The sequence below is a fragment of the Dickeya undicola genome, from assembly GCF_000784735.1.
GTDB classification, from domain to species: Bacteria; Pseudomonadota; Gammaproteobacteria; order Enterobacterales; family Enterobacteriaceae; genus Dickeya; species Dickeya undicola.
The window spans coordinates 40,900-57,442 of the sequence record NZ_JSYG01000037.1 but is presented as its reverse complement, the minus strand read 5'-3'; the positions used below and the strand labels follow the sequence as shown (position 1 = coordinate 57,442).

The window sequence follows — 16,543 nt, the reverse complement described above, 5'->3', positions numbered from 1 at the left end:
TGATTACCTATTAACGACCAGCTTGGCCGCGGCTATCGGTGCGAATGACGGAAAGAAAAGCCAGTGCGAGGACCACTTCTAACACGGCAGCCAGCAGGATCCCGCTATTGGCGTGTCCTGCAACAAACTCCCCTATTCCAAGCGTTGCAAGTATCATGCAAGTGACCACGACTCCCTTCATCAGGGATGAGCGGGCTGGCGATGGCGCGACATTTCTGGTCAGGAATAACATTACGCCCACTCCGGCATACAGCGCCGCTGAACGACGACTGACCAGCTCCGCCGAACGACTGGAGTCAACGCCCCAACTGGCTAGCATCAGGTCTGGCACCGATATCCAGGCGACGGCGATCACGAAGAACAACAGCGCCGATAAGATAGCCAGAGGCCGGAATCTGAGTGATAAGGCGGTCATACGCTGAGTTCCTAAGCTACGCATCAAGCTGCAAACTTTTGCGGATACCCGAGTCCAGTAAACCCGGTGCGAATCGGCGCAGCAGTCGCAGGCGAGCCGCGGCCGCGCCTGCCGTATAGCGAAGTTTCGGATGTTTTGCGCGGGCAGCTTTCAGTACAACCTCGGCGACCACTGCCGGATCATCCGCGTTCGCCATAGCCAGCTTCACCACCTTTTCCAGTGCCCGGCGTACCGAGGCGTATTCATCCAGCACCGCATCCGGCGGCACGTTGTTGGACTCGAACTGCGTTTTGGTATACGCAGGCTCAATGACCGAAACCCGGATGCCACGCGTGCGTAACTCGTGATCCAACGCCTCTGAATACCCTTCGACTGCATGTTTGCTGGCCGCGTAGAGCGCAACATAAGGCATCGGCACAACGCCGAGAATGGAACCGATATTGATGATGCGGCCGCTGCCTTGTTGGCGCATGTGCGGCACCACCGCGCGAGTCATGCGAACAACACCGAGAAAGTTCGTGTCAAAAAGCGCCTGCGCCTGCTCGATTGAGCTTTCTTCTGCCCCCGCAGGGCTAAGCCCAAAACCCGCATTGTTCACCAGCAGATCGATACGTCCTTCCCGCCGTAGCAGTTCGCTTACAGCAGTATTGACCGACTCATCAGAAGTCACATCCAGCGCCAACAGCTCAAACCGCCGCTGACTGGCCTGCGCACCTCGTCTGCTGGTGCCGTATACCTGATAACCAGCTTGTACCAGCCGTTCCGCTGTCGCCTCACCGATCCCCGATGAGGCACCGGTAACCAGCGCGATAGGTTTATTTGATGTCATAAGATACCTTGCCTATTGATTTGCCATCAGGCTGTCTGTTGTTTGAGTAAATAAAGCGGGTGCGCTGCTGACACAATTCTGTATCGGCGAGTGCAGCAATTGATAACGTGCGGCAGCATGAGCCTGTGAAAACCCTGGTAGCATGGCTTGCCGGGTGTGTTGATAAGTTTCCCATTGCCCAGCGTCGTGGAGCGGTGGGATGGTTACCGGTTCGCGGCGATCAAAACCGACCAGCGCAGCATCCACCAGTTCTTCAACTTCCATCACAGAAGGCAGCGTATTGATATCCGTGCCGGAACGTTCCCAAATTTCTGTGCGTGTCGCCGCAGGAAGCACCGCCTGAACGTAGATGCCTTTGGGTGCCAGCTCAAGGCACAGTCCCTGAGACAGAAACAGCACAAATGCCTTGGTCGCACCGTAAACGGTCAACCCGAACTCTGGTGCCAAACCAACCACTGAACCAATATTGATGATGGCACCTGCACCTGCTGCTGCCAGACGTGGCGCAACCGCGCTGGCAAGCCGCACCAGCGCTGTCGTGTTAAGCGCGACGAGCCGCTCGATATCGTCCGTCGCCTGTTCGAGAAAGCGCCCACCGATATTCATGCCCGCGTTATTCACCAGGATCCCGATATGGTTGTCTTCACGCAGTCGCGTCTCCACCGTAGCCAGTTCATCCGGTTGGGTAAGATCGGCTGGCAGGACATCAACCGTCACGCCGTAGTCCTGACGCAGGCGAACAGCCAGCGTATCCATCCGCGAGCGATCGCGGGCAACCAGCACCAGATCATGACCGCGACGTGCAAAGCGTTCGGCATAAACCGCGCCAATACCCGATGACGCCCCCGTAATAAGCACAGCAGGAGTGGTATTCATTCGTTTGTCCTTTTGTCAGCGTGAAGAAGGTGGATGTCGCCCTTGCCAAATAGATGATGAATGACATATATAATAGATGTCAACCAACATTTAAAAGAGGTGGGAGAGAATGCAATACACCACGTTTGGTTTGGCCGAAACACAGGATTACGCGTCTCTGAACTGGCACTCGGCACGCCACACGATCAGATCGTCAGCAGTCTGCCTCACGCTCAGGGCGGCGATAGCGCTCGCATCACCAATCTGCGACCACCGCGCGCCTGAATGGATTGATCGTTATTGATGAAGGGCATCATCTATTGAGTCTGGTATTTCCATGCCCTAAGATGATGCCCATCCGATAGGAGGAGAACGCGATGGCCCGTGTATCAAAACAACAGATGGAGCGTAACCGCGAGGAAATTATTCAGGTTTCGTCACAGCTCTTTCGTGAACGTGGCCTGAATGGCGTCAGCGTGAATGACTTGATGGCGGCAGCCGGGTTAACCCACGGTGGTTTCTACGGGCACTTTGCCTCCAAGGATGAACTGGCCGCGATCGCCAGCCGTAAGGCTCTTGACGACGCCAGCACCCACTGGCAGGCAATTTGCCAACAGCCGGAGCCAGGCGACCTGCGCACACTGGTAGAAAGCTACCTGTCTCCCGCCCACCGCGATGGTGTGAAAGACGGATGCACTATCTCAGCCTTAGCCAGCGATGTCGCGCGGGAAAGCGAGGATAAGCCGGTTCGAGAGGTGTATCTCAATGGCGTGAAAGCCATGCTGGGTAGGCTGGCCTCCCTTTCCGATAAGGAAGATGACGAGCAACGCAGACAACAGGCGCTGTCGCAGGCGGCGTTGTTGGTCGGAGCACTGATGTTGTCTCGCGCAACCACCGGCGATCCGCTGTCGGACGAATTTCTTGCCGCCGCCAAACAAACACTGTTAGGTGAAGAGTAGCGTTCCCGCGTAATCACACCACAACCTGTTCATACTCCGCATCCAACAGCGTGAAATCATACTGCTGCGGTGAAGAGAGAATGACTCGCCGGTCTTTGGTTACGAAAATGGCGTCAATATGTGGCAGCCGGGACAGGTAAGCCATGCCTTTTTCCACGCCCAGGCCGTAAATTAGGGTGGTGTAGATGTCCCCGTCGATGGAGGCATCGGAAATGATGGTCACGCTGAGCAATTCGTTATCCAGCGGATAACCGGTTTTCGGGTCGAGAATATGGTGATAAAGGCGACCATCGCACTCGAAATAACGCTCGTAAATGCCGGAGGTCACCACCGACTTGTTGGCTACATGGATAACGCCGATCAGCTCGCCGTTGTCGCCAAACGGCTTTTGCAAGCCTACCGCCCACCCAGCCTGACCGCCGTTCTGCGGTCTGCCAAGCGCCAGCACGTTGCCGCCCAGGTTGATCAACGCATGATAGACATGATGCTGATACAGGAATTGCCTGACGACATCGGCGATATACCCTTTGGCGATCGCCCCTAAATCGATCTCCATCCCCGCCTTTTCCAGCCATACCGAGCAGTCCTGCGCATTGAGCACGACGTGGTGAGGGTCAGTCAGCGCCAGTAACGCCCGCAATTCATCGGCGGGCGGCACGCTGTGGCCCTGAAAGCCTATTTTCCAGCATTTCACCACCGGCCCGATGGCAAAATTGAAACAACTGCCCTCCAGCAGGCTGACCTCTCTGGCACGTTTTATCAGATTAAATACAGGCTGACTCACCACCACCGGATGTTTACCCGCTGCCTGATTGATAGCCATTACCTCGGAATGCGCTCGATTGACGGTCAGAAGATCTTCCTGTTGTTTAATACAACGGAACACCTCGGAAACCAGCGGCTCATCATGCACAAACAGTTTCAGGAGTATGGGTGAACCCATTAATACGGTGGAATAGGTATAAACCTGAGCATCTGGCGACATAACAAATCATCCCACAAGCGAGGTGAAGCCAACGCCAGCAGCACGTGCTGGCGTTGGCGGGTCAGCAATGGATTACAGCTGCGCGTAGGATGCCGCGTTACGGCCCGCCTGAATACCAAAAACGATGATATCGGCGACGGCATTGCCGCCGATGCGATTGCCACCGTGAATACCGCCTACGACTTCACCAGCGGCGAAAGCGCCCCGGATCACCCGTTTCTTGTGGTCCAGTACCGCGGTATCGGTGTTGATCACCACGCCGCCCATGGTGTGATGTACGCCGGGCGCGATGCGGATAGCGTAGAACGGCCCCTGATTGATGGGGTGGCGCAACGCGGTTTTACGGCCGAAGTCGTCATCATGCTGTTGTTCAACAAACCGGTTGTAGCGTTCCAGCGTCGCTAACAACGTGTGGAAGTCGATAGACAGCTTGTCCGCCAGCTCACGGGGGGAAGCAGCGCTCACCACAAAGCCACGGGACAGATATTCGTCCGCCGCTTTGTTCTTCATGCGCACCTGCTCATCAAACAGAATGTAGGCATACTTCTCCGGCAAGCCAATGATTGCCGCCGACACCTTATCGCGGGTTTCCATCTCGTTAAAGAAGCGGTGCCCCTGCTGGTTCACCAGAATCGCACCGCCGCCGCGGATGGATTCAGAGATCAGGTAAGAGGTGGTCTGCTCGACCGTCGGGTGGATCTGAATTTCCCCCAAATCGACGGTATCGGCCCCTACCTGCTCCAGAATGGCGATACCGCTGCCGGTAGCGCCTTTATGGTTGGTGGTGACAAAACCATCCAGATCCGGGCGATACTTCACTACCATGTCACGGTTGGCGCTAAATCCGCCAGTAGCCATGACCACCCCTTTGGCAGCGATAGTCAGCTCTTCGCCGTCCTCATTCCGTACCCGAACGCCGGTAATCGCTCCCTTGTCATGCACCACGTCCAGCACCGAGGTATCCAGCATCACATCGATATTGCGCTTGTTGATGTTTTTCACCAGACCGCTGATCAGGAAGCCGCCTACCGCCGAACCATCCGCCGGGCGATGGGTGCGATCCACGCTCATCCCGCCGGTAATGGTGATGTCGTTCAGCTCAATGCCGTGATCCGCCAGCCACTCAATCGCCCTCGGCGCACCGTCAACGAATCGTTTCAGCAAATCGGGATTATTTTTATGCTGACCGCCTTTCAGCGTTTCCTCATAGAAACGAGACGGGTCATCATCAATGCCTTTTATTTTCTGAAAGCGAGTACCCGCCGCGTTCATCCCCACGGACGCTTTGATGGTGTTGCCGCCAATACTGGACATTTTCTCGACAATCAGGACATTAGCGCCGTCATCACAAGCCTGAATCGCCGCAGCCAGACCCGCACCGCCGCTACCGACCACCACCACGTCATAGCTCGGCATCGCCGCTGGATTGCCGCCCTCTTCCAGAATGGCTGCCTTGCAGGATTTGGCCAACGCCTTGGATACCGCCTTTTTCACCGCCTCGCTCTGGGTGGTGGCACCGGTGACTGCATCCACGTGCGGGCTGTTGGCATCCAGAATACGGGAGCGGATAACCTCAAAGCTGCTGACGAAATCGCTATTCAACAGTGAATTAGGTTCCAGCGTGACGTCAGCAATGCGATCCGTCTCCAGGCTGACGTTGATAACCAGCTCACCAGCGTCGTCCTGCACTGTCTCCTGAAACACACCCGCCTTGAATTTTTTCGCCGACAGGCTCATGTCGCGGATCATCGCTTCCACCAGCGAGAAGCGCCACAGCGGTTCCGGAATGGTCAGGGCTTCACGTTGAGTGCTGTCGATAAACAGTTCGAGCGTCTGTTGATTGATGAGGCGATCGGTCCAGTCCGGATAGGCAATGCAGGCTTTCCCCACCGCCACCAGATCGTAACCCTGTTCCAGCGCCGCGTCGGCATCCGCTTTATTCACTACGCCGCCGACACCGATTACCGGCACCTTAGCCAGCGTGTCGGAACGCATGGCGACATATTTGCCAATCAGCGGGGTGGGATCGGTGGTATCGACGATGGATGAGCGCAGGGTATGTCCCATAGAAAAATGCAGGTAATCCAACCCACGTGCCGCCAGTTTTTCCAGCAGGTACAGGGTGTCGTCAAACCGGATGCCCGGCTCTTCGATTTCCTCCGGCGAGAAGCGATAGCCGATGATGAAGGACGCATCCGCATACTGGCGCGCCATCTTATGGGTGATGTCCAGCACGGCGAGCGGGAATCGGGCGCGATTGTCGCGGCTGCCACCCCATTCGTCAGTGCGCTGGTTGGAGTTCGGGGAGTAAAACTGCTGAATCAGGTAGGTATTAGCACCGTGGATTTCCACGCCATCAAAACCGGCTTCAATGGCACGACGCACCCCTTCGCCAAATTTGGCGATCATGGCATCCACTTCCTCGCCCGTCAGCGCGTCAGGAACGGCCGCCCCTTCCCGTGGTGCGGCAACGGCGCTTGGCCCGACCGGTGACTGGCCGCCAATCAGTTTCGGCTCCACCATGCGCCCGCCGTGGTAGATCTGCAAAATGGCTTTCGAGCCCTTTTCCTTGATGGCCGAAGCAACTTTTGCCAGCCCGGCAATCTTATCGTCGTTATCGATACCAATCGCACCGGGAAACGCCAGCCCTTTATCATCGATAAAACAGCATTCCACAATCACCGCGCCGATGCTGCCGGCACGCACCTGATAGTACTCCACCAGCTCTTTGGTGACGGTTCCGTCATAAAAACCGGTGCAGGTAGTCATGGGTGCCATCAGGAGACGATTTTTAAGCTCGACACCATTTGGCAAAATAAACGGACGCAATACCTGGTCGTTAATGTTCATCGTTAATAACTCCATAATTAAAAATATTTCATAGTCTTTAAATTTGTTATCGGTTTATTGTTTTTGGTTTTGCTTAGCAGGCCGATGTCATAACGTTAATATGATTGGCTTTTTAGTTTATAAATAATCAAATTAGTTAATTAACTAATATTCCATTATTATGTCATAGCGTTGTTTAAAGACTGATTCATTAAAAAATAAACCATTCACATTTATTTAAAATGAAGTAACGCTTTATTTACCTGGATAGGCTGATCTTTGAATATAAGCACTCTTTTTCAGGTTACTACGTCGTGAACCCAGGCCAGAGCTGACCCAGATGGCTCTGCGCTACAAGGCTCATGCTCCATTGAGTGGTATCAGCCACCGCAGCTGGGGCAGTCGCTAACATGACCCGTCACACTGAATAAATAAAACAGCGGTTCATTATTATTCCCTCCCAAATACACTTACCCATTACCCCTTCTTTTTATAAGTTTATTCTATCTGGCGACCCGGCCATTTATTCCCATGAGTACATGGTCGATATAAAAAACCGCCAGACGATAACGAGTCATATCAATGGCAGGAAATGACATCGGCTGAAAAAAATGCGGAGAGATATACCCAAAATAATTCAGGTTGCAGGACAACACGCGTGCGTATTGAACAACGCAAAGCGTTGGTCCGTTAGGGCGAAGCCCATGAAATGGGCCGAGTAACGCGGCCTACACACCTGCAACGTGAAGTATGACGGGTATAAATTGATAACTCAGTAACCAGGGCGGGCTGTACCTGCACCGCGCCGGATTATCCAGCAATAACCGAGCCTGATGAGCGGCATCAGGCCCGGCGTCTGATTACGGCGTCGGTAACAGGAACGCCTTGAACTGCGGCGTCATGACGGCCTCAAACCCTTTATCGGTTTTGGTGATCAAATAAACCGCCAGTCCTTGCTGTTCCGCCAGTTTCAGCGCTTTTTCGGTGCCCAGCACCATTAACCCGGTATCCCAGCCATCCGCCTCCAGCGCGGTTCTGGCAATCACGGTGGCGGAAACCAGCTGATGCGTAATCGGCCGACCGGTGGCCGGGTCGATGACATGCGAATAGCGTTTGCCGTCCTGCTCAAAATAGTTGCGATAGCTGCCGGAAGTGCTGATGCCGTAGCCTTGCAGGTCTACCGCCGCCTGAATGGCATTCTCCTTGTCGGTGGGTTTCTGAATGGCGACCCGCCAGGGCTGCCCCTGACCGTTGACGCCGCGGCTGGAAATCGCGCCGCCCACCGACACCAGATAGTTGGTGATGCCTTTGCGGGTCATCAGTTGCGCCAGCAGATCCGCCCCGTACCCTTCCCCCATCGTAGAGAGATCTACATAAAGATCCGGCAGATCTTTTTGAATCCACTCGCCCTGATGGTCGCTGATCAGACGGAGGTGGTTCAGCCCCACTTTGCGCCGTGCATCATCAATTTGCTGCTGACTGGGAATGGTGACCGGCCGTTTCTGCGGTCCAAATCCCCACAGGTTAACCAGCGGCCCCACCGTGATATCCATTGCGCCGCCTGTCGCCCGGCCAATACGCTGTGCGGCCAAAATGATATCCGCCATACCGGCACTCACCGGCTGCGGTTCTGTACCCGAATAACGATTAAAACGGGACAGCACCGAGTCGTTACGGTAGGTGGAAATCTCGTTGTTGGCCTGCTCCAGTAACACGTCGATTTCCTGCTGCAACTGCTGGCTGCTTTCTGGTAGCTCTCCGCTAATTTTCACACTGTAGAAGGTGCCCATCGTCTTGCCTTCAAACGTGGTAAACGGGCGGGAAACCTCGGCAGGCTCCGGCTTACAGGCACTCAATACGCTGACAATGCCAAGAAAAAGGACAGATTTAAGGGCGAAAGACGCCATGAGCCGTACTCCATGAATCACAATGACGCGCTATTGATAGAGCAAGAACGGGCGATTGAAAAGTGCGGAGTGGAGAAAAACTGTCTGAGCGCAAGAGATCAGCCCAAAGCACCGTCTTGGTCAGTCAGCCTGGCGGGTGGAGACAACTCCAACACAACGATAACGCCATCAATAGCGATAAAGACAGAACGCGCCAACAGGCGCGTTCCGGTTATGTCAGGCTCGGCGGTTACTGCGGCGCTTTGGCCGGTGCCGGTTCTTTCAGGTGTTTGGCAAAGTTATCGTTGAACTGCTTTTTCTGTTCCGGCGTCAGTACGTTGTACATCTTGTTCTGAATTTCCAGACGTTTCAGCATATGGGCTTTGCTGGTTTCAGCCATTTTGTTGGTTACCGCTTCGGCTTTGGTTTGATCAAAGCTGTCGGCAGCAATCAGGTTATGCCATTCAGTACGCTCTTCAGCTGACGGCCGTTCGCGGTCCTGCTTAGCATTCTCCATGATGTCGCGCATTTTCTGGCGCTGTTCATCGGTCAGATTCAACCCTTTGAACATCATGTTATGTTCCATGCCGCGCTCACCGTCATGATGTTTCATCATGCGTGCGCCCTGATCCGGCGGGGTATTGTCCTGAGCGTAGGCAAACCCGGCACTACCCAGCGCCAGCGCAGAGGCAATCACAATAGCAGTTAATTTAGACATAAGACCTTCCTTCACGTTACGGTTTTTAATTATTAACGCACCGGTGTGCGTCAACCTTTGCGATGGAGTATAGGCCTGTGAACTTCAGTTAACCGTGGGTCAGGGTAAAGCTTTGCAAGGGAGATATTCACAATTGCGCCAATTGTGGAGAAAGCGGAAATATTCCGTAAGAAGCCGACAAAATCGGAAGTGTTTGACCAGCCAACGTTGCCCGCAATCGCCTCCGGCACACCGCCGGAGGCGAAGATCATCAGGCGGTTTGTGCCTGACGCAGACGTTTTTCACGGCGAATTTTGCGCTCTTCCATCACCGCCACCATCGCCATCAGGCAGATACAACCGATCGCGGCGGCATCCAGCGCAGCAAAGGTGCCTGCCCAGCCAGTCAGCCCAAAGATCGGGGTGCCGTCGGCGATCATCCCCAGCCCCAGCTTGGCGAAGCTGTCGCCAATCAGATAGGCGAAGGTGCCTTTGATACCGTCAGCGGCGCTGATGGCTTTCTTCGGCACAAAACCGACAGCGGCCACGCCAATCAGCAACTGCGGGCCGAACACCAAAAAGCCCAGTGCAAACAGCGACGACAGATAAACATACTGGTTACTGGCGTGTTGATAAACGCCAAGCGTCACGATGATCAACGCCAGCGCGACGCAGGCCACCAATCCACGGCGTCCGTTAGCAAGATCCGACAGCCAGCCCCACAATAGCGTGCCCACCAGCGCACCAGCCTCAAACAGGGTAAAGCCCTGAATCGCCACCGTCTTCGGCAGTTTCAGCTCCTGATAGGCGTAAACCGTGGACCACTGGTCGATGCCGATACGTACCACGTACAGAAAGATGTTGGAGAAGCACAGCAGCCAAATCACTTTGTTTTTCAGCACATACTCAACAAAGATCTGCCATTTGGTCATGCTGCCGTCTTCCGTCTCCTTGTCTTCTTCGGAGATAGCCTCGTCAAACAGCTCTTCGGCTTTCCCCAACCCGTAGGCTTCCGGGGAGTCGCTGCCAAAACGCAGGCCGATAAACCCGACAATCAGCGCGATGATCGACGGGAAGATAAACATCCCGACCACGTGACCGTCGAACAGGTAGTTAGCACCGAACAGCGCGACACCCGCCGCACCCGCACCGCCGAGGTTATGGGAAATGTTCCACAACCCCAGGTAGGTGCCGCGTTTGCGGCGTGGCGTCCACTTAGTGATGGTGGAGTAGCTGCACGACCCGCCAGTGCTCTGGAAAAAGCCACTCAATGCATAAAACGCGATCATCAAAAACAGGCTGACAGACCCCGTTCCCATGCTGGCGCTGAAGCCCAACATACAGATAGCAGAAAGGATCAGCATAAACGGCAGGAACTGCTTGGTGTTTTTGCCGTCCGCATAGTAGGACACCAGCGTTTTCCCGACACCGTAGGTTATCGAAAAACCAAGGCCAATCATGCCAAGCTGCGTCATGCTCAACCCGTAGGTACTGATCATGTCGTTCTGCGCGATATTGAAGTTCTTACGGATCAGGTACATGGTCAGGTAGCCGATGAACACCACCAGATAAGACTGCATGAACGGCTTGAACCACATTTTGCGCCGCACATCGAGCGACAGTTCCAGCGTTGGTTTACGCACCTGGTTTAAAAAGTTGAGCATGAGGTTTCCTCTTACAGGACAAAACGGCCTGTGGCCTTAGAATGCCCGCCTGGGCCTTGTTGTACCTGTATTGTAAAAAGCCCGGTCATTACGGGCCTGAGGGAACGTCCTGCTTAAACTAGGAAATTTTCCTGGTTTTCACGACAGCAGCACAAAAGGGTGAAGCGAATCACGTCGTTTCGTTTTCAGTGCGCGGCGACGAAGCGCGCAGGAAAGGTAACAGCAACAACGCCGACGTACCGGCCGCCACGGCGATCACCGCGAAAAATCCGGTCCAATGCCACACATCCATGATGCGTGCCAGCGGCCAGCCGGACAGCGACGCGCCAAGATAGGCAAACAGCCCCACAAATCCGGTGGCAGCACCGGCAGCGTCTTTGTGGGAGCATTCGGCCGCAGCCATGCCTATCAACATTTGCGGGCCGAAAACGAAGAAACCGGTGGTGAAGAAGCAGGCTGCCTGCATCACGTAGCTGGCGAACGGCATCAACCACAATGAACCGACGGACAGCAAGATACCGGCGGCGAAGATCAGGTTCATCGGGCCTCGATTGCCGTTAAACAGCTTGTCCGACCCCCACCCCGCCACCAGCGCGCCGATAAATCCGCCCAGTTCGAACATGGTCACCGCCGAGTTAGCCGTTACCAGATCGACCCCCAGCGTTTCCGACATGTAGAGATTGCCCCAGTCGTTAATCGCGGCACGCACCACGTACACCAGCACATAGCTGCAAGCCAGCAGCCAGATATAGGGGTTAGTGAACACGTATTTATGCAGGATTTCCCGACGCGACAACCCGGCCCCTTCCTGCTGCTGGGCGATCTCCAGCGCATCCTGACGCCACTCGCCCACGCTCGGCAAGCCGAGCGTGGGCGGCTTGTCGCGCAATCGCCAGCATAAAAACAGCCCGGCGACGATCGCCAGCACACCGGCTATCATCATCCCGGCACGCCAGCCGTAATGCAGCGCCGCCGCCCCCACCACCATCGGGATCAGCGCGCCACCCACGTTATGCGCGGTATTCCACAATGCCCACCAGCCACCGCGTTCGGTACGCGAATACCAACTGGTGAGTAGCCTGGCGCACACCGGTGCGCCCCAGCCCTGGAAAAAGGCGTTTGCCATCCACAACGAGGCGAAAGCCCACAGCGACGAGGAAAAGCCAAACAGAATATTCACCACGCCGGTCGCCAGCAGGCCAATCCCCATAAAGTAGCGGGCGTTGGAACGGTCGCTCACAATGCCGGAGAGGAATTTCGACGCGCCGTAAGTCACATAAAACAACGTCGCCAGCAGCCCGATATCGGTACGCGCCATCAACCCACTGGCGAGGATTTCCGGCACAGCGGCGTTAAAACTCTTACGGGTGAAGTAGAACAGCGCATAGCCCACATACAACGTCAGCAGAATATGCCGACGCCAGTAACGGTAGGTTTCATCAATCGCCTGACGATCGACCAACGGCGGCACGCTGGCAGGAATTTTAAGGAAACTCATGTTCAGAAAGCCGGACATCAAGACTCCTCACGGACTGGCAGCGGCAAGCTAACGGTTAAACGGGTGCCGTGAGTACAGGAAAGCTGCAAGGTGCCGCCCAGCGCGGTGACGCGCTCGCGCATCCCGAGTAAGCCAAAACCTTCCGCACCGGAACCCGGCGGCAGCCCGCCACCGTCGTCCTCGATCACCAATGTCAGCCGTTCATCCTGCTGCCAGACCTGCAACGTCACCGCGCTGGCGTTGGCGTGTTTCACAACATTGTTCAGTCCTTCCTGGCACACACGAAATAGCGTTACCCTCAGCCCTTCGCCGAGTGAAGCTTCATCAATCTGCCAGGTGAGATGGCTAACGATGCCGTGCGCATCCAGCTCCATTTCACGCATCAAAGAACGCACCGCCTGTTCCAGAGTGAGATCGTCCAATTGACGCGGACGCAAGCGGCCCATCAAGCGTCGCACCGAGTCATACACCCCGAGCGATAACTGCTCGATGAGCGCGCCACTCTGCCGCACATTGCGGTTTTCCGGTGCCAGCCGTTGCAGAATGCCCGCCTGCGTGCGAATGGCGGTGATGGTCTGGCCGATGTCGTCATGCAACTCGCGAGCGACATCACGCCGCACGTATTCCTCCGTCGCCAGCAATCGCTCCGCCAGACGACGGTTGCGCACCAGTTGGTTTTGCAGCGACAGGTTAAGCTCGCGCAAGCGTTGGATACCCGCACCGAGCAGCAGCCCGGTCAGGCTCTGAGCCAGCAACGACAGCAACAAATCCACCGGATGTTCGTGCCAGGTTTGACTGGCGATCAGCGCGATGGCGTTCATCAGTGTGGCGATCAGCGCGCCTTGCCAGCCATAGTGCCAGGCGAGCGCAATGATCGGCAGCGCCAGACAGAACGGGGTAAAACGCGCCAGCTCCGTTGGCAACCCAAGCTGCAACCACAGGCTCACCACAAACAGCAGCAGATACCAGAGCAGATGACGCCCGCGCCAGTTCACCGGCTGGGACACCAGCGACGGCCCGAGCGGCAGCCAGGTTGAGCTGGATAGGTAGTGCCAGATCAGCAAACAGGTGGGTGAAAGTGTCAGCCCGCCAGTGAGGGTCAGCAGCAGTACTGTGAGCGCGTCCTCGCTGCGGCCAAGCCACGGCAAAGATTGCAGCAACGCCGCTGCAATCAGCGCACCGCCCTGCCACAGCAATGTGTGCCAGTCATCCTGACGCGCCCGCCGTGATGACAGTATCACCGGCAGCAGCGCCAGCACGCTACCCGTCAACAGCAGCGGCAAATGCGCCAGCGCCACTTCCTTCGCCAGCCAGACCAGAAGCAGCCACTCGCTGCCCAGCAGCACCGGCCAGAAACGGCGCGGAGATTGCAACATCAGCCCCAGCCGCAGGCCGAAAGGAAACAGCAGCGCGGCCAGATCCGGGCGCGTCACCAGATGCAGGCTGATGCTCCACAGGCAAAACCACGCGGCACAGAAGATAAAACAGCTGGCGAAGGCGGCGATAAGCCAGGTAGCAATCGGGCGCATCACCAGCCATCAAACATGCGGCGAGCCAACTCTACGTCGTTGCTGACGCCCAGTTTTTCCATCAGGTTGGCCCGGTGAACGTGTACCGTTTTCGGCGACAACCCCAGTTCGGCGGCAATGGCTTTCACCGCCAATCCCTGCGCCAGCTTTTCCGCCACCTGACGCTCACGACGCGTCAACGGATCTCGCCGCCCCGACGCCAGTTTCAGGGCAATATCTGGCGTCAGGTAGCAGCCGCCGCCCGCGACAGTGCGCACCGCCGCAATCAGCTCATCAGGGCTACAGCGTTTAGAGAGAAAACCGCGTGCCCCGGCGTTCAGCGCCTGTTCAATCAACGCCGGGCTGTCGTGCACCGACAGCATAATCACCGCCATGCCTTTGGGTAGTTGACTGAGCAGTTCAAGCCCGGAAAGCTCCGGCATCGAAATATCGCAGATACACACCTGCACGCCCCGCCCCGGCAACCCGGCGAGCGCCTCGCGCCCGGAGCCGAATTCCCCCACCACCTGCATATCAGGCTCAAGCCCCAGCAGTTGGGCAAAACCGGAACGGACAATAAGGTGATCGTCGATGAGCGCGAGGGTAATCATGGTTGAACCTGGGTAACTGAGAGGCGCTTACCTTAGCGTTAAGACCTGGCGTGTTCAAGAGGTGAGCAATCAGGTGTTGAGCTACCCGGCATTGCGCTATCAGGTAATGCGTAAAACGGGCTGTCGCCAGCCCGTTTTGATTGCTTATCCGCCGAAAGTCAGGCTACTGCTTTGTACCCCGGCGTATTTCTGGGTAAAGGTTTTGGCCTCAGAAACCGTCTTCAGCGTATAGCTGTAATTGGAAGACGGCGTCCACTTGCTGGCCGACGAGGTTTGGTTGGTAATAGACGGTGTGCTACCGGTATCGGTAAACGTCCCATTCCCTTTGTCGTCCAGCATCCCTTTGTTGCTGCTGGTGGTGGTGCCAAAATAGTTATATTCGGACACAATCTTGGCATTCTGCGCCAGTGTGAACCCCAGTTGGTATTTGTCGATGAAGTTGTTATAGGCGTGGTAATAGCCATAACGCATCAACCCCGGCGCGCGCACGTAGATATTGCTGAAATAGCAGTGGCAAATAGTCAGGTGCGGGTAACCGTCGTAGGTGGCACCATTGCTGCTGCCGTCCTGCGGATAACCGAAGATCAATCCGTATTCATGGTTTTTAAACAGGCAATTACTGATGGTGATGTAATCGGCTTTTTCTCCGATATAAATCAGCTTATCCAGCCCACCGTCGGTCAGCGTATAATCGTGTCCGGGGAAGGTGAGATGATCCAGCCAGTATTTATTGCCGTGCGTGAGGTAAATCTGAATATCGTCATTACCGTTGATAGTGCTGGTGTGTTTAAACGTCAGGTTTTGAAAAATAATATTCTTCGAACTCGACGTGCTGCGAAAATGAATATTGGTCAGCGTATTACTGCTATAAGAACCAATAATCGATTTATTCGCTCCCAGCGATACCTTGGTTAATGAACTGGCGCTGATATTGGCATTAATCACCAGAATTTTCGCATCCGTTCCCGCCACATGGGTTTGCAGGTCGCTCAGACTGGTAATCGAAACCACGGTGCCGCCGGTGCCGCCGGTAGTACTGCCCGATTTTGCAAAACCGACCATACCGGATGTACCTGTAGTTGGATAGGCCATAATAATACTCCTGTCGAAATATCCCGCCATACTTCAAGTTACAGGTGTGTTGGCTTACCCCAGAGACTTACCAGAATAAGCTCACGAGAATGTACTCGGTTGCTGACTTTCTGTAACTCGAATTATTTAGGGTGTAGATGAATGAATAAAAAGAGAGGAATTCTCTTTTTCCTTGCCTGATGTTTCAGACATATTCACCCTACAACAGGAATTTATAATGCTCATTGTTTTGGTATTGGCCCATCTGCCACACAACGGCCAATATAATTTCTTTAAATAAAACAAACACAAAAAAGACGAATGGCAAAGAAGATAATTAAATTATAAATGAGATATCAATTTCGACAGGAAAATAAAAACAAATATAATTAACAAAAATAATAATACCGAAAATAAAACAGTTCGGCCCTGACCACTCGTCAGGGCAGAGAACGATAAAACGCGGCGGCTTCGTTGGCTAGCGCATCAAGGTGAGCGCGGATCAGGTTGATTTTCTGCAGCAACGGATTACGTTCAGGAGATTCATCCATCATGTTGACCCGTGTCACCAGCTCATTGATTCTGGCGCACAAATCCGCTTCGCGCTGGCGCGCCTGCACCAGTTGCAAGTGAAAATGCTGATAGTCGCGCTGCCAGATCTGTTGCTGTCGGCTGACGCTGGCTTCCAATGCCTGCAACGCGCTGTCCAACCGCGCTTCCAACTCTTCGATACACAT

At 55.1% G+C, this 16,543-nt stretch carries 14 protein-coding genes; 1 reads left to right on the top strand and 13 read right to left on the bottom strand.

Features of this window, described 5'->3' with window-relative positions; all coding sequences use genetic code 11:
- Nucleotides 1-10 precede the first annotated feature (10 nt).
- Genes OB87_RS17365 through OB87_RS17355 form a run of 3 tightly spaced genes read right to left on the bottom strand, consistent with a single transcriptional unit; the run spans nucleotide 11 to nucleotide 2,120 of the window.
- On the bottom strand, nucleotides 11-439 hold the full coding sequence (locus tag OB87_RS17365; RefSeq protein ID WP_200884318.1) for a hypothetical protein: 429 nt from the start codon (nucleotides 437-439) through the stop codon (nucleotides 11-13).
- Complete coding sequence (locus tag OB87_RS17360; protein ID WP_033570664.1) at nucleotides 432-1,244, bottom strand: oxidoreductase; 813 nt, start codon at nucleotides 1,242-1,244, stop codon at nucleotides 432-434. The genes OB87_RS17365 and OB87_RS17360 overlap by 8 nt, the downstream gene beginning before the upstream one ends.
- A 12-nt stretch (nucleotides 1,245-1,256) precedes the next feature.
- Entirely contained in the window at nucleotides 1,257-2,120 is an 864-nt protein-coding gene (locus OB87_RS17355) for an SDR family NAD(P)-dependent oxidoreductase (protein WP_033570663.1), read from the bottom strand.
- Nucleotides 2,121-2,476: 356 nt separating this feature from the next.
- Between OB87_RS17355 and OB87_RS17350 the strand changes: the two genes are divergently transcribed.
- Nucleotides 2,477-3,058 carry a TetR/AcrR family transcriptional regulator gene (locus OB87_RS17350; RefSeq protein WP_033570662.1) on the top strand — a complete coding sequence of 194 codons (582 nt, stop codon included), beginning with the start codon at nucleotides 2,477-2,479 and terminating at the stop codon, nucleotides 3,056-3,058.
- Between the two features lie 13 nt (nucleotides 3,059-3,071).
- On the opposite strand, the gene OB87_RS17345 is transcribed toward OB87_RS17350, so the two are convergent.
- From OB87_RS17345 to OB87_RS17295, 10 genes are all read right to left on the bottom strand, one after another.
- A complete protein-coding gene (locus OB87_RS17345; protein WP_033570661.1) occupies nucleotides 3,072-4,043 on the bottom strand; it encodes an FAD:protein FMN transferase in 972 nt (323 codons plus the stop codon).
- Between the two features lie 72 nt (nucleotides 4,044-4,115).
- Nucleotides 4,116-6,893 carry a flavocytochrome c gene (locus tag OB87_RS17340; protein WP_033570660.1) on the bottom strand — a complete coding sequence of 926 codons (2,778 nt, stop codon included), beginning with the start codon at nucleotides 6,891-6,893 and terminating at the stop codon, nucleotides 4,116-4,118.
- Nucleotides 6,894-7,732: 839 nt separating this feature from the next.
- Nucleotides 7,733-8,779, bottom strand: coding sequence for an FAD:protein FMN transferase ApbE (gene apbE / locus OB87_RS17335; RefSeq protein WP_033570659.1), 1,047 nt, complete (start codon nucleotides 8,777-8,779; stop codon nucleotides 7,733-7,735).
- A 229-nt stretch (nucleotides 8,780-9,008) separates the two neighbouring features.
- Complete coding sequence (spy, locus tag OB87_RS17330) at nucleotides 9,009-9,476, bottom strand: ATP-independent periplasmic protein-refolding chaperone Spy (RefSeq protein WP_033570658.1); 468 nt, start codon at nucleotides 9,474-9,476, stop codon at nucleotides 9,009-9,011.
- Nucleotides 9,477-9,726: 250 nt separating this feature from the next.
- Nucleotides 9,727-11,118, bottom strand: a complete 1,392-nt coding sequence (gene uhpT / locus OB87_RS17320; protein WP_033570656.1) for a hexose-6-phosphate:phosphate antiporter — start codon at nucleotides 11,116-11,118, stop codon at nucleotides 9,727-9,729.
- A 169-nt stretch (nucleotides 11,119-11,287) separates the two neighbouring features.
- Nucleotides 11,288-12,634, bottom strand: a complete 1,347-nt coding sequence (uhpC, locus tag OB87_RS17315) for an MFS transporter (protein ID WP_033570655.1) — start codon at nucleotides 12,632-12,634, stop codon at nucleotides 11,288-11,290.
- Nucleotides 12,634-14,145 carry a signal transduction histidine-protein kinase/phosphatase UhpB gene (gene uhpB / locus OB87_RS17310; protein WP_033570654.1) on the bottom strand — a complete coding sequence of 504 codons (1,512 nt, stop codon included), beginning with the start codon at nucleotides 14,143-14,145 and terminating at the stop codon, nucleotides 12,634-12,636. The genes uhpC and uhpB overlap by 1 nt, the downstream gene beginning before the upstream one ends.
- Nucleotides 14,145-14,735: a transcriptional regulator UhpA gene (uhpA, locus tag OB87_RS17305; RefSeq protein WP_033570653.1), complete on the bottom strand. Its 591-nt coding sequence runs from the start codon at nucleotides 14,733-14,735 to the stop codon at nucleotides 14,145-14,147. Before uhpA ends, uhpB begins: the two co-directional genes overlap by 1 nt.
- A gap of 144 nt (nucleotides 14,736-14,879) precedes the next feature.
- Nucleotides 14,880-15,827, bottom strand: a complete 948-nt coding sequence (locus OB87_RS17300; protein WP_033570652.1) for a pectate lyase family protein — start codon at nucleotides 15,825-15,827, stop codon at nucleotides 14,880-14,882.
- Between the two features lie 419 nt (nucleotides 15,828-16,246).
- Nucleotides 16,247-16,543 carry an MbeD/MobD family mobilization/exclusion protein gene (locus OB87_RS17295; protein ID WP_033570651.1) on the bottom strand — a complete coding sequence of 99 codons (297 nt, stop codon included), beginning with the start codon at nucleotides 16,541-16,543 and terminating at the stop codon, nucleotides 16,247-16,249.

Bases quoted from the DNA above. Each gene is read 5' to 3' on its own strand.
- OB87_RS17365 (WP_200884318.1), bottom strand. From the start codon at position 439: ATGCGTAGCTTAGGAACTCAGCGTATGACCGCCTTATCACTCAGATTC.
- OB87_RS17360 (WP_033570664.1), bottom strand. From the start codon at position 1,244: ATGACATCAAATAAACCTATCGCGCTGGTTACCGGTGCCTCATCGGGG.
- OB87_RS17355 (WP_033570663.1), bottom strand. From the start codon at position 2,120: ATGAATACCACTCCTGCTGTGCTTATTACGGGGGCGTCATCGGGTATT.
- OB87_RS17350 (WP_033570662.1), top strand. From the start codon at position 2,477: ATGGCCCGTGTATCAAAACAACAGATGGAGCGTAACCGCGAGGAAATT.
- OB87_RS17345 (WP_033570661.1), bottom strand. From the start codon at position 4,043: ATGTCGCCAGATGCTCAGGTTTATACCTATTCCACCGTATTAATGGGT.
- OB87_RS17340 (WP_033570660.1), bottom strand. From the start codon at position 6,893: ATGAACATTAACGACCAGGTATTGCGTCCGTTTATTTTGCCAAATGGT.
- apbE (WP_033570659.1), bottom strand. From the start codon at position 8,779: ATGGCGTCTTTCGCCCTTAAATCTGTCCTTTTTCTTGGCATTGTCAGC.
- spy (WP_033570658.1), bottom strand. From the start codon at position 9,476: ATGTCTAAATTAACTGCTATTGTGATTGCCTCTGCGCTGGCGCTGGGT.
- uhpT (WP_033570656.1), bottom strand. From the start codon at position 11,118: ATGCTCAACTTTTTAAACCAGGTGCGTAAACCAACGCTGGAACTGTCG.
- uhpC (WP_033570655.1), bottom strand. From the start codon at position 12,634: ATGTCCGGCTTTCTGAACATGAGTTTCCTTAAAATTCCTGCCAGCGTG.
- uhpB (WP_033570654.1), bottom strand. From the start codon at position 14,145: ATGCGCCCGATTGCTACCTGGCTTATCGCCGCCTTCGCCAGCTGTTTT.
- uhpA (WP_033570653.1), bottom strand. From the start codon at position 14,735: ATGATTACCCTCGCGCTCATCGACGATCACCTTATTGTCCGTTCCGGT.
- OB87_RS17300 (WP_033570652.1), bottom strand. From the start codon at position 15,827: ATGGCCTATCCAACTACAGGTACATCCGGTATGGTCGGTTTTGCAAAA.
- OB87_RS17295 (WP_033570651.1), bottom strand. From the start codon at position 16,543: ATGTGTATCGAAGAGTTGGAAGCGCGGTTGGACAGCGCGTTGCAGGCA.